13 protein-coding genes are annotated in these 12,789 nt (G+C 34.5%); 3 read left to right on the forward strand and 10 right to left on the reverse strand.

Features of this window, described 5'->3' with window-relative positions; all coding sequences use genetic code 11:
* The first annotated feature begins 154 nt into the window (after nt 1-154).
* Complete coding sequence (locus F5ESL0237_RS03760; RefSeq protein WP_122024674.1) at nt 155-979, forward strand: CPBP family intramembrane glutamic endopeptidase; 825 nt, start codon at nt 155-157, stop codon at nt 977-979.
* Between the two features lie 90 nt (nt 980-1,069).
* Here F5ESL0237_RS03760 and rpoD read toward each other — a convergent pair whose 3' ends face one another.
* The 10 genes from rpoD to rpsU all read right to left on the reverse strand — a co-directional run bounded on the left by rpoD (nt 1,070) and on the right by rpsU (nt 11,151).
* Nucleotides 1,070-2,191 (reverse strand): RNA polymerase sigma factor RpoD, encoded by a 1,122-nt coding sequence (gene rpoD, locus F5ESL0237_RS03765; protein ID WP_122021690.1) that lies wholly within the window; start codon nt 2,189-2,191, stop codon nt 1,070-1,072.
* A gap of 14 nt (nt 2,192-2,205) precedes the next feature.
* Complete coding sequence (gene dnaG, locus F5ESL0237_RS03770; RefSeq protein WP_122024675.1) at nt 2,206-3,996, reverse strand: DNA primase; 1,791 nt, start codon at nt 3,994-3,996, stop codon at nt 2,206-2,208.
* Between the two features lie 18 nt (nt 3,997-4,014).
* Nucleotides 4,015-6,081, reverse strand: a complete 2,067-nt coding sequence (glyS, locus tag F5ESL0237_RS03775) for a glycine--tRNA ligase subunit beta (protein ID WP_122024704.1) — start codon at nt 6,079-6,081, stop codon at nt 4,015-4,017.
* Nucleotides 6,074-6,991 carry a glycine--tRNA ligase subunit alpha gene (gene glyQ, locus F5ESL0237_RS03780; protein ID WP_122024676.1) on the reverse strand — a complete coding sequence of 306 codons (918 nt, stop codon included), beginning with the start codon at nt 6,989-6,991 and terminating at the stop codon, nt 6,074-6,076. The genes glyS and glyQ overlap by 8 nt, the downstream gene beginning before the upstream one ends.
* A gap of 245 nt (nt 6,992-7,236) precedes the next feature.
* Nucleotides 7,237-7,992: a DNA repair protein RecO gene (recO, locus tag F5ESL0237_RS03785; RefSeq protein WP_122024677.1), complete on the reverse strand. Its 756-nt coding sequence runs from the start codon at nt 7,990-7,992 to the stop codon at nt 7,237-7,239.
* 2 nt (nt 7,993-7,994) lie between these two features.
* Entirely contained in the window at nt 7,995-8,903 is a 909-nt protein-coding gene (era, locus tag F5ESL0237_RS03790; RefSeq protein ID WP_122024678.1) for a GTPase Era, read from the reverse strand.
* A complete protein-coding gene (gene ybeY, locus F5ESL0237_RS03795) occupies nt 8,903-9,427 on the reverse strand; it encodes an rRNA maturation RNase YbeY (RefSeq protein ID WP_090092004.1) in 525 nt (174 codons plus the stop codon). The genes era and ybeY overlap by 1 nt, the downstream gene beginning before the upstream one ends.
* Nucleotides 9,427-10,380, reverse strand: a complete 954-nt coding sequence (locus tag F5ESL0237_RS03800) for a PhoH family protein (protein ID WP_122021695.1) — start codon at nt 10,378-10,380, stop codon at nt 9,427-9,429. The genes ybeY and F5ESL0237_RS03800 overlap by 1 nt, the downstream gene beginning before the upstream one ends.
* A 21-nt stretch (nt 10,381-10,401) precedes the next feature.
* Nucleotides 10,402-10,845 carry a GatB/YqeY domain-containing protein gene (locus F5ESL0237_RS03805; RefSeq protein ID WP_090092007.1) on the reverse strand — a complete coding sequence of 148 codons (444 nt, stop codon included), beginning with the start codon at nt 10,843-10,845 and terminating at the stop codon, nt 10,402-10,404.
* Nucleotides 10,846-10,974: 129 nt separating this feature from the next.
* The gene (gene rpsU, locus F5ESL0237_RS03810; RefSeq protein WP_046306945.1) at nt 10,975-11,151 is read right to left on the reverse strand and encodes a 30S ribosomal protein S21; all 177 of its coding nucleotides are present in this window, start codon (nt 11,149-11,151) and stop codon (nt 10,975-10,977) included.
* 186 nt (nt 11,152-11,337) lie between these two features.
* Here rpsU and F5ESL0237_RS03815 point away from each other — a divergent pair, with 186 nt between their 5' ends.
* Nucleotides 11,338-12,165 carry a pyruvate, water dikinase regulatory protein gene (locus F5ESL0237_RS03815; RefSeq protein WP_090092009.1) on the forward strand — a complete coding sequence of 276 codons (828 nt, stop codon included), beginning with the start codon at nt 11,338-11,340 and terminating at the stop codon, nt 12,163-12,165.
* A 68-nt stretch (nt 12,166-12,233) separates the two neighbouring features.
* The gene (gene msrA / locus F5ESL0237_RS03820) at nt 12,234-12,782 is read left to right on the forward strand and encodes a peptide-methionine (S)-S-oxide reductase MsrA (protein WP_122024679.1); all 549 of its coding nucleotides are present in this window, start codon (nt 12,234-12,236) and stop codon (nt 12,780-12,782) included.
* The last annotated feature ends 7 nt before the right edge of the window (nt 12,783-12,789 follow it).

The raw sequence follows: 12,789 nt of genomic DNA on the forward strand, positions 1-12,789 counted from the left end.
ATTAGTATCACTAGTACCCCAATTTTTTTCTTTACTTTTGTAAATGATCTTTTAATTAAGTATACAATTGAGACTATAACAACATTTGTTTTGTGTCTTATTACAATTTATAAAATTTTTATGTTTATTCCTATGGGCGAATTGGCTATGGGAAATGTTCAGAATAAATGGGGACGTTTTTGTTTACTATGGTTTTATATATTTGATTATCGAAATAGAATCTACTTATCCTATTCCCACTAACCCTTTTTTTAAGGCTTGTACCAATAGTGCAATTATTGGTAGTTTAAGTTTTGTTGTTACTACATGGTTTGTGATGAAAAAATGGGGATTTGTTACTCCTAATTTTAAGTTTAGTTCAAGAGTTTCAAAGGTAATTTTGAGTATTCTAATTATTTTTATTATCATAGATTGTCTGTTTAATGGTTTTAATGATGCCAATTCATTGAACGGTATTCTTACTAACTGGAATTTTAGGGTAGCTTCAAATAGTAATCTTTTATATTTAACTTTAAATGCTTTTGCTGCTGGAATTGGTGAAGAATGGATGATGCGCTTTTGCATTTTAAGTTTTTTATTGAAGTTACTCCAAAATTCTAGTAGGCAAATCTTTTGGGCAATATTTCTTGATGGCTTAATTTTTGGTCTAATTCATTTTTTAAATACTCCTGTTCAACCATTATCAGCTACTATTTTGCAAGTGATTAATGCAATGACAGTAGGTATACTATTTTCAGCACTCTATTTATACACTGGTACAATTATTAGCAATATCGCATACCACTTCTTATATGATTTAGCGGGGATGATTGCGTCTGGGAGTATTTCGATGTTAAGTCCTACAATATTTGACTGGCAATTATTAATTTTTATAGTTTTAATTTATCTCGGCCTTGCTTTGTTTCTAGTTACAGGTAAACGTAAAAAAGTTGTCGAATATAATTTGAATCTTCAAGGATTAAATAAAAAGGCATTTTAAATTTATAAGAGAAAAAGTTAAAATTAGGATAAAGCAAAAAAGCTTCACTTCGTACAATAAACGAAGTGAAACTTTTTGTATAGTATAAAGTTAATCCAAAAAATCACGTAACTGATTGGAACGACTAGGATGACGCAATTTCCGTAAAGCCTTGGCTTCAATTTGGCGAATACGTTCACGAGTAACACCAAACACTTTACCGACTTCTTCTAAAGTTCTAGTTCGGCCGTCATCAAGACCAAAACGTAAGCGTAAAACATTCTCTTCACGATCAGTAAGTGTATCTAAAACTTCTTCTAACTGCTCTTTCAACATTTCATATGAAGCATGTTGTTCTGGACTAGTTGCATCTTTATCTTTAATAAAGTCACCAAGATGAGAATCGTCTTCTTCACCAATTGGTGTTTCGAGTGAAACTGGTTCTTGAGCAATCTTAAGGATATCACGTACCTTAGAAGTTGGCATATCCATTTCGGCACCAATTTCTTCAGGAGTTGGTTCACGTCCTAAATCTTGCAATAGCTGTCTTTGAATTCTGATCAATTTGTTGATTGTTTCTACCATATGAACCGGAATTCTAATTGTCCGTGCTTGATCTGCAATTGCCCGGGTGATGGCTTGCCTTATCCACCAGGTCGCATAAGTTGAAAACTTGAAACCGAGGCTATAATCAAATTTATCTACAGCTTTCATTAACCCCATGTTACCTTCTTGAATTAAATCAAGAAAAGACATACCACGACCAACATATCGTTTAGCAATTGAGACAACAAGACGTAAGTTAGCTTCAGCTAATTCTTGTTTGGCTTCTTCGTCACCTTTTTCAATTCTTTTAGCTAAAGAAATCTCTTGATCGGCGTTTAAAAGTGGTACACGACCAATTTCTTTTAAATACATCCGCACAGGATCATTCATCCTCACGCTTGATGGAGCCGACATATCTTTTAGCTCGGCTTTTTCAATGTCTTTTTGTTTCTTTAAAGCTAATTTAGAAGGATCGCCATTCTCATCGACAATACTAATACCGTTGTCTTCAAATTCCTGAATTAATTGATCGACAGCCTTATTTTGTAAATCATAAGGCTTAACTAGGCGATCTACAAATTCAGTTTCAGTAATCGATTTATCTTTTTTTACGTCTTTGACAACTTGCTTAACAACTTTGTCTAAAGACAATTCTTCATTATTATTGGTATTTTTATTTTCTGTCAAAATAAAGCCCCCCTTTAACCCTGAATTCTTTTTAACTCTAAAATTTTCTGAGTAATTGTCATTATTTCTTTAGTGTCCGTCTTTCTTTTGGCATCTTGCAATTCATTCATTAAGTGATGCAATTGCGTACGAATTTCTCGCATTTTTAATGCATCAATTTGCTCATCAATTTCTTGATCTGAAAAATCCTGGGGCATGTCTGTCATTTCGGTATTAACTATTATACCTTGAAGTTGACTTGGAATAAAATCTAAGAAACTATTGACGGATGGATTTTCTTGTTCTTCACTAAAACTTAACCATAATTCCGCTAATCTTTGAAAAGCCTCATCTGGAAATAAAAATTTTCTATTTAATAAATAATCGCGTGCATGAGTAGAATGAATGAATAAATATAATAAACGCACTTGAATCGGATCAATTGCGGTCTCTTGAATCGATTTAATTGGAGGCATTTGCCTACTTTGATCAAACCCACTATTTTCTTTACGACGTTGAGCAATATTAAATTGACGTCTATAGCGTGCTAAGGTCGCTTTTAAAGAATCAAAAGAGACATTTTGCTCGCGCGCTATTTTATCTAAATATAAATCTTGTTCAACGGGATTAGTTAATTTAGCAATTGCTTTAACTGCTTCATCAATATATGCTAATTTTTCGCGGTCATTATCTAAATTATATTTTTTAGCCAAGCGTTTCAAGAAAAAGTCAGTTGGTGTCAATGCCCCCTTAACTTCTTTAGTATAATTTTCTGCGCCATATTTTTTTATATATTCATCTGGGTCTAATTTTTCCGGTAATATTACAATACCTAGATTAAATCCACCAGCTTGAGCAAACATTTTAACTGCACGATCTTCCGCATGAATGCCAGCCTCGTCGCCATCGTAATTAATAATAATATTTTTAGTAATTCTACGAATCATATAAAGTTGCTGATCGGTAAGACTTGTTCCCATAGAAGCAATTCCTGACTTTATCCCGGCTTGATAGGCTGCAATTACATCCATATATCCTTCATATAAAACTAAATGGTTTTCATCACGAACGGCTTTTTTGGCCTCAGCAAAATGAAAGAGTACCTTTGATTTTGCAAAAATTTTTGTTTCTGGGCTATTAATATATTTTGCTTCAGTTTTGTCATTAGCAATTCTTCTTCCCGAAAAACCAATGACATAACTACCCTCATTTGCAATCGGAAACATTAACCGGTCACGAAAACGATCAAGCAGGCTGCCATTTTTTGTCTGAACGAATAAGCCACTTTTTAACAAGTCACTATCTTGAAAATCACGTCCTCTTAAGTAAGTCAAAAGTAAGTCGTTTTGCCGGGGCGCATAGCCAATTTTAAAATGGTCAATTATTTTCGCATCTAGTTTTCGCTGCTTGGCATATTCAAGTCCACGTCTTCCTGCATTCGTTGAAACTAGTACACGTTGATAAAATTTTGCTGCTTGCTCATTTATTTTAATTAAAATATTAGAGTTTTCTGCTCTAGCATGGGTTACGTCCCCAATATCAATATGCGCAAAATCCGCTGCCTTTTGAACACTTTCCGGGAAAGTCAAACCATCCTTTTCCATTAAGAAGGTAAAAACATTACCGCCTTTACCGCAACCAAAACATTTAAAGAATTGTTTACCCTCGTTAACGGTAAAGGAAGGAGTTTTTTCTTGGTGAAAAGGACACAGGCCAATATAATCTTTACCTTTTTTTTCAAGTGATACATATTGGCTGATAACGTTCACAATATTGATATTTTCTCGTACTTTAGCAATTGTTTGCTCAGGTATTAATCCAGCCACTTCATCACCTACAAATAACTATTTAATAACCAGCTTACTTAAATCCCCTAATCCAGTAGCTAATTCTGAAATCAACTTAAGCTGTGCTAAGCGATTATTCTTAACTGTTTCATCTTTGGCCATAATCATATTAGTTTCAAAATAAAGATTTATAACTGGCTGTATTTCAACAAAGCCTTCATATAAAGCTGTCAAATTGGTAAGCTTACTTAAATTATTTACTTCGATAAATAACTTATTCTCACTTTCATTTTCAAACAAGTCTGGATTAATTATGTTTTGCCCTTTGAATTCAGCTTTCTTTAAAATATTATTTATTCTAATTAAGCTTTCAACAACTGGCTTAAATTGTTCATCATCATGGTGCAATTGCAACACATTAGCTGCTGACAAAATTTGAATCGGATCTTGTTGATTGGAAGCTAACACGGCATCAATAATGTCATACTTAAATTGATTTCTTTGTAAGTATTGATTAATCCGATCCCGAATAAATGAAGCAATCTCATCATCTTGCAGCTCAGTCTTAGGTAACTTAGCCGAGGTTTGACCGTCAAGTTCGGTTACAATTTCAGGCAAAACTTTATTAAATGGTAAAGACCAACTTTGATTTAATAAAATACGCACTATCCCATATGCATAACGGCGTAGAGCATATGGATCGTTTGATGAATTGGGAATCATACCTGCCGCAAAAAAGGTAATGATTGTATCCAATTTATCTGCAATTGATAAAAGAGAACCAACAATAGTTTGTGGTAATTCACCTTCGGCAGTGGTTGGCATGTAATGCTCTTTAATTGCAACAGCGACTGTTTGTCTCTCTCCAGCTAAGCTAGCATAATGCATGCCCATCACACCTTGCAATTCAGCAAATTCACCCACCATTTGAGTAACTAAGTCAAATTTATATAATTCACTGGCCCGATTAAAATCAGCGATTGTTTGTTCATCTAATTGCCATTTCTCAGCTAAAAAGTTACCAATGATGCGAACACGTTTGATTTTTTCTGACATTGAACCAATCTTGTCATGGAAAGAAACATTATCGAGCTTTTGTACAAAATGACTAAGCGGATATTTTCTATCTTCATCATAAAAGAATTGGGCATCATCAAGACGTGCAACTAAAACTTTTTCATTCCCTGAAATAACATTTTCTAGAAAATCTTGGTTACCGTTACGTACAGAAATAAAATGATTAACTAGGTGTTCATCTTGATCGTAAACTTCAAAGTACCGTTGATTATCTTTCATTGAAGTAATCAATACTTCTGCTGGCATTTGTAAGTATTTTTCATCAAATGTTCCTGCAAAAACAGTTGGATATTCAACCAAATTAGTCACTTCCTCAAGCAAACTGGAATCTGGTTTGATTTTCCAATTATTTTCTTTAACCAATTCAGACATCTGCGTCACAATCATTTCTTTACGTTTAGTTGCGTCAACAATGACAAATTGATCTTTTAAAGCATCTTCATAATCGCCCGTATTAGCTAATACTACTGAATCACCTAAGAAACGATGACCTTCAGTTTTACGACCAGCTGTAATATCTAATAATTTGACGGGAACGACTTCATTGCCAAAAAGAGATACAATCCAGTGAATTGGTCTGATAAATTCAAAATCATTAGCCGCCCAACGCATTTTAGTAGGGAAAGTCATGGCCTTAACTACCTTATTCATGTTTAACAAAATTTCGCTCGCTTTTTGCCCAGTTTTTTTAACATGAACATAGGCATACTCTACACCTTTAAGTTCTTCAAAATAAATATCATCAACGGACATTCCCTGTCCACGAGCAAAACCTTGAGCAGCTTTAGTCCAATTATTATCTTGATCTAGGGCGATTTTTTTAGCTGGTCCTTTTTTGATTTCATCAATATCATCCTGCTTTTCAGCAAGTTCTTCGACTAAAATCGTTAGACGTCTTGGCGTAGAAAAAGTCTTGATATTCTTAAACTTTAAACCATTTTCATTTAAGAATTTTGTGGTTTTGTCAGCTAGTTGATTAACACTACGGGTGACAACATGTGCTGGCATCTCTTCGGTCCCAATTTCAAATAAATAATCTTTAGTCATTTTCAAGCCCTGCTTTCTTATCTTCTGCACTCTTTAATAGCGGGAAACCTCTTTTTTCCCGTTCTTCGACAAAACAAACAGCTACTTCATGGGCAAGATTTCTAATTCTCGCTAAATATCCCGCCCGCTCCGTCACTGAAACTGCTCCGCGTGCATCAAGCAAGTTAAACGTATGCGAGCATTTTAAAATATAATCATATGCTGGTTGAACCAAGTTTAATTTAATCAGTTCCTGTGCTGTTTTTTCGTAAACATCAAAGAATTTTAACAAGTCTTTCTGGTTTGATTCTTCAAACGCATATTTTGAATTTTCATATTCTGCTTCTTTAAAGATATCGCGGTATAAAACACCATTGCCCCACTCCAAATCAAAAACAGAGTTAACATCTTGGATATATGAAGCTAAACGTTCAACCCCATAAGTAATTTCACTCATTGTTGGTTTAACTTCGAGTTCACCGACAACTTGAAAATAAGTAAACTGACTTACTTCCATTCCATCAAGCCATACTTCCCAACCAACACCGGCACACCCCATTGAAGGATTTTCCCAATTATCTTCAACAAAGCGAATGTCATGCTCAAGTGGATTAATTCCTAAAACTTTTAAACTATCTAAATAATATTGTTGAATATCTGTTGGCGCTGGTTTAATTACTACTTGAAATTGATGATGTTGGAATAAGCGATTAGGATTATCACCATAACGCCCATCAGCTGGTCTTCTTGATGGCTCAATATAGCAAGCAGCCCATGGCTCTGGCCCCACAGCCCGTAAAAATGTATACGGGCTCATTGTACCAGCCCCTTTTTCTACATCATATGAAGGCATAACCATGCAGCCTTTGGATGACCAAAATTCTTCTAATTTAAAAATCATATTTTGAATGTTTAATTTTTTCTTTGTCATTTTTAATCCTTTCTGCATTAGACCATAAAAAAAGCCTATGCAAAACTTGCATAGGGACGAGATTTAATCGCGGTTCCACCCTAATTCAGGGAAAATATACCCTGCACTTAATTATTGACTAAAGGTGCCTTTTCCCAGATGTCCTTGCACTATCTAACACTCGCTTGACTGGTACTTTTCTTCTTCCTTATCATTGCCAAAATACAAATTAATTTTACCATAATCCAAGGATAAGCTAAAGCAAACTAAGTTAATAAATTTAACTCGTCTAAAAATTTTTTGGTTTTTAAGTTTAAGTCAATCGTTGCCTGATAAATTTGGTCAATTGCTTTTCGAGTTGCTTTTTTAGTTTGAGCGCTAATTGTAATTTCACCCAATCGTTCAGCTGGTAATAGCCCAATCGTTCTTAAAACAGCCGTTTCTTTAGGCTTTAGATGGAGGCGATTAGGATCAGTATAAAAATGGTCGCTACATAAAACCCCGCCATATTTTATTGAATAATCAAAATTGCCTTTTTCTTTCCTACAAATAACGCAGTGACGTAGTTCTGGCTTTACCCCAAATGCAGCTAAAAGTTGCATTTGAACGATTTGAGTAATCATTTCTGCGTCAACTCCAGCATTGATTTTTTGCAAAGCAAAATCAGCTAATAAGTAATATTGATCTATATGTTGATATTCAATAAAGGCATGATCAATTAAATCTAAAATGAAAGAAGAATACGCATTTTTATTTATATCAGTAAAAATATGATTAAATTGTTTGATATTTTTATAAGTTCGTAAATTACTAAGCCCATGACCATTGGTATAGATAATGTAAGTACCGTAAGAAAAGTTAAGTAAGGCTGCGCCTAACTTCGACTTGGGACGTAGTGCTCCGCGAGCAAGCATGGTAATTATGCCGTAATTTTTAGTTATAATTTTAGCTAAGACATCAGCTTCATTATATTTTTGCCGTTTAAAAATTATTCCTTGAACTTCTTTGAGTTCTCGTGCCATTTTTAGGACAAATCCTTCTTATTATAACCAATCTGCTTCAAAAAGCGGGGATCAGATCGCCAATTACGTTGAACTTTAACCCACAAGTGCAGGTTAACTTTTTCACCTAATAAGTCCTCAATTTGTTTACGGGAATTAATGCCTATTTGCTTAAGCATTTTCCCTCCTTTACCAATAATAATCCCTTTTTGCCCACTTTTTTCGACATAAATTGTAGCTTCAATTTGCAGCTTGTTATTTTCATGCTGATTCATTTGTTCAACCCATACGGCAGCTGCATGGGGTACTTCTTCGGCAGTTAAATTTAAAAGTTGCTCACGAATTAATTCACTAACCATAAAATATTCTGGCCGATCAGTAATTTGCTCAGGATCATAGTAGGCTGGACCTTCTGGTAAATAATCATATAAAACCTGATTTAAGTCAGAAATACCGATTCCCTGAGTAGCAGATATTGGTAAAAATTCTTTAAAAATATTTAATTGACGATATTCATCAATTATTCCTAATAAGTCATTTGGATTAACCTGATCAACTTTATTAATTAGTAAAAATGCTGGTACCTTAACTTGTTGTAAAAGATTAACGATATATTCGTCACCTTTACCCATTTTTTCTGGTTCAACCATAAATAAAATTAAGTCAACATCATTTAAACTAGATAAACTTGCTTTGTCCATATAGTCATCAAGTTCACCGTGTGGCTTAAATATTCCTGGTGTATCAACGAAAATTACCTGCATACCTGACGTAGTGTAAATACCTGATATTTTATTACGCGTTGTTTGCGGTTTGTTAGAAGTTATTGCGACTTTTTGCCCCACTAAATAATTCATTAAAGTTGATTTACCAACATTGGGTCTACCAATTAACGCAACAAAACCAGACTTATTTTTTTCATTATTCGACATTATTTACCTCTGCCCTCATCTAACTGGTCTGCATATAAAGGCAAGCCATAGTTTTTTAAAATTTTACCTTGAATGGCAAACATTTCTTTTGCTTCGTCAGGTTCTATATGATCATACCCATTAAGGTGTAAAAAGCCATGAACAAGGGTGTAGCCAAACTCACGCTGCCAACCAGTACCATATTCTTCACTGTGTCTTCTTATGACACTCGGACACATGAACAAATCACCAATATCTTCACAAAAATCAGGATCTGCTGCAAAAGCGGCAATCTCAAACTTATCTTCACCGTCTTCAATCGCAAAGGAAATTACATCAGTTGGGCGATTTTTATCACGATATTTATAATTGATTTTTTGACTACGCTCTTCATTGACAAAGTTAATACTCATTTCTAAATTATTTTCTTTACCAATTTCATTTTTGGCTAACAATAATAGGTCAGTAATCCACTTTTGCCAGTTACATTTTTTATCTTGTAAAAAATCAACTTCATCATTATAAGTAATATCGATTGGAGTCATTAACTTTGTTCTTTCTTTTCATATGCATTAATGATTTTAGCTACAACTGGATGTCTAACAACATCATTAGCTGAAAACTGAATAAATTTAATATGACTGATACCTTTTAAAATATGCTCAGCGTCTACTAAACCGCTACGCTGGCGTCCAGGTAAATCGACTTGCGTCATGTCACCATTAACAATCATCTTGGAATTAAATCCTAAACGAGTTAAAAACATCTTCATTTGCGCATCAGTAGTATTTTGAGCTTCATCTAATATTATAAATGCATCATCTAATGTACGCCCACGCATATACGCAAGTGGAGCAACCTCAATTACTCCCCGTTCCATCAAATGATCAGTCGTATTAGTACCCAAAATAGAATAAAGAGAATCGTAAATTGGTCTTAAATATGGATCAACCTTTTCCTTTAAATCTCCAGGTAAAAATCCAAGTGACTCACCTGCTTCAATTGCTGGTCGGGTTAAAACAATGCGTGAAACTTCACCCTTTTTAAAAGCTGCAATTGCGCAAACAACGGCAATGAATGTCTTACCAGTACCAGCAGGACCAATACCAAATACGACATCATTTTTTTCGATTGCTTCAACATAATTTTTTTGACCGATATTTTTCACCCTAATCGGTTTACCTTTAGCATCCCGAATTAGAATTTTTTTATATAGATCAGGAAAATATTCGGTAATCCCTTTATCCGCCATTTTCATTGCGCTGACAATATCAGGAGCACTGATATTAATATTAGCACTAACTACATTGTCTAAGGCTTTTAAAACAGCAATTGCTTTTTGACAATTATTGCTATCGCCTGCAAGCAGAATTTGGCTTCCAGTATCAGTGATACTGATATCATATCCCTCTGCTAACAAATCAAGATTGCTGTCATTAACCCCAACTAACTTTTGAATATTTTCTGGATTTCTAGGAATAAAATTGGTTTGAGCCAATATCTTTTCTCCCTTTCTTGCTTAACTCAGTTTGTTTTTAACCAGGTTAGAGGCAACTTTTCCATCTGCCCTACCTTTGATTCTAGGCATTAAAATTTTCATAATCTTACCAAAGTCAGCTTTAGTTGCACCACTGACTTCAGCAATTGCTGCACTAACGATTTTTTCCAACTCAGATTGTGAAAGTTGCTTAGGCATATAGGCTTCAATAACGGTTAATTCTTTTTTAGTCTCCTCAACTAAATCAGTACGCTTAGCTTTAACAAAGTCAGCCAATGATTCTTCACGTTGCTTTTTTTCACGATTTAAAACTGTTAATTCTTCATCGGAATTCAATTCACGCCCTACTTTGATTTTTTCGTTCATTAAAGCAGCCTTAATCATCCGCACAGTGTTCAACTTAACTTTATCATGTGCCTTCATCGCATCCTTCATATCAGCCATTATCTGTTCTGATAAACTCACAGTAATCCCTTCTTTCTAATATAGCTTGCTTAAATTATAACAAATCTTGTTATAGGTATAAAATAAATATTCTTAGCAAAATATCTAAAAAACGACCTCTACCATAATTGATAGAAGTCGTTTTTTATATTAATAATGCTTACGCTTGCGAGCTGCTTCTGACTTCAGCTTTCTACGTACACTTGGCTTCTCATAGAATTCGCGCTTGCGATATTCTTGCAAAGTACCACTTCTAGAAACGGAACGTTTGAAACGACGAAGAGCATCATCAATAGACTCGTTTTCGTGAACAACAGTCTTGGCCATATGTGATCCCTCCTTCCATTTCTTGACGTTTCCGTCATACATTTATTTAAATTATATCAAACCATATTCATCGGTCAATACATACAAGCAATATTTTTTAAAATTATTTTTCATTACCGTTTTAGCTATTTAAAATCTGTTAATATTAAAGGGAGATTGTATAATAAATGAAAAAAGGAGCAGACAATGACTGACGAAACCCCAAAAAAAGAAGTTAATATTATAATTATTTCTGATTCTGCTGGTGATACTGCTTTTAATAATGCAGTGGCAGCAGCAGCGCAATTCCCCGATGCTCAAATTAACTATCGGCGATATCCATTCGTTTATAATAAAGAAAAATTGGCAGAAACTTTTCAAGAAATCGAAAAGTATCCTAATTTGGTAATTATCTATAGTTTAGTTAAAGATGAAATGCAGTTACCAGTAATTCGTTTTATTCGGGAACATAATATCCATGGGATTGATATTTTATCTCCAGTGGTTGAAGCAATTCAAAGCGCTACTGGTAGCCGACCGCTTAAGAAAATTGGTGCCCAACATAAAATGAATCAAAAATATTTTGATCGAATATCTGCAATGGAGTTTGCCGTAATGTATGACGATGGCAAAGATCCAAAGGGCTTTTTAGAAGCTGATGTCGTTTTATTAGGTGTTTCTCGAACTTCAAAAACACCACTCTCTTTATTTTTAGCTAATAAAAATTTAAAAGTAGCTAACTTACCATTAGTACCAGATACGCATATTCCAAAGGAGATATATCAAGTTAATCCTAAAAAAATTATTGGTCTGACCAATGACTTATCCGTATTAAATGAAATTAGACGGCAAAGAATGATTGCCTATGGGTTAAATCCCGATACCACTTATTCAAATACAGACGCAATTAAAAAAGAACTTGATTCTGCCCAAACCCTTTACAATGAATTAGGGTGTTTTGTTATTAATGTTGCTAACCGGTCAATCGAGGAAACGGCTGCCTTGATTTTAGATCATCTGGGAATTGAAGAATAAACAAGCACTTAAGACCGGTCTTAAATATTTTTTACCTAAGTCCGGCAAGATGAAATGAGGTCAATAAAATGGCAAATATAAATAAGGATAAAAAACAAAATTTTCAAAAAGCCATCTTTGCTGGGGGCTGCTTTTGGTGTATGGTAGAGCCATTTGACACTTTACCTGGTGTCAAAAAGGTGATTTCTGGCTATACCGGCGGTCACGTCCCTAACCCTACTTACGAACAAGTAGCTAGTGGATTGACTGGGCACACAGAAGCAGTTGAAATAACTTATGATCCAGAGCTGATGTCTTATGAGCAATTATTAGAATACTATTGGCAAGTAACTGATCCAACTGATGCCATGGGCCAGTTTCAAGATCGCGGTGATAATTATCGCCCAGTTATTTATTATAATTCTGTCCAACAACAGTTAGCTGCCGAAAAATCAAAGCAGAAGCTCCAAGAAAGTGGCAGATTTACTGCACCGATTGTTACCAAAATAGAACCGGCTCAACCGTTTTATCCAGCTGAAGAATATCATCAAGATTTCTATAAAAAGGCCCCCAATCGCTATGCACTAGAGGAAGCTGGTGGTCGGTTAACTTTTATCAAAGAACACTGGCAAAAATAAAATTAAC

Origin of the sequence: Lactobacillus sp. ESL0237, from assembly GCF_003692985.1 — a bacterium.
In the GTDB taxonomy this organism is placed as follows: Bacteria; Bacillota; Bacilli; order Lactobacillales; family Lactobacillaceae; genus Lactobacillus; species Lactobacillus bombicola.

Coding starts and splice junctions, on each gene's coding strand:
- F5ESL0237_RS03760 (WP_122024674.1), top strand. CDS start 155: ATGTTCAGAATAAATGGGGACGTTTTTGTTTACTATGGTTTTATATAT.
- glyS (WP_122024704.1), bottom strand. CDS start 6,081: ATGACTAAAGATTATTTATTTGAAATTGGGACCGAAGAGATGCCAGCA.
- glyQ (WP_122024676.1), bottom strand. CDS start 6,991: ATGACAAAGAAAAAATTAAACATTCAAAATATGATTTTTAAATTAGAA.
- recO (WP_122024677.1), bottom strand. CDS start 7,992: ATGGCACGAGAACTCAAAGAAGTTCAAGGAATAATTTTTAAACGGCAA.
- era (WP_122024678.1), bottom strand. CDS start 8,903: ATGTCGAATAATGAAAAAAATAAGTCTGGTTTTGTTGCGTTAATTGGT.
- ybeY (WP_090092004.1), bottom strand. CDS start 9,427: ATGACTCCAATCGATATTACTTATAATGATGAAGTTGATTTTTTACAA.
- rpsU (WP_046306945.1), bottom strand. CDS start 11,151: ATGGCCAAGACTGTTGTTCACGAAAACGAGTCTATTGATGATGCTCTT.
- F5ESL0237_RS03815 (WP_090092009.1), top strand. CDS start 11,338: ATGACTGACGAAACCCCAAAAAAAGAAGTTAATATTATAATTATTTCT.
- msrA (WP_122024679.1), top strand. CDS start 12,234: ATGGCAAATATAAATAAGGATAAAAAACAAAATTTTCAAAAAGCCATC.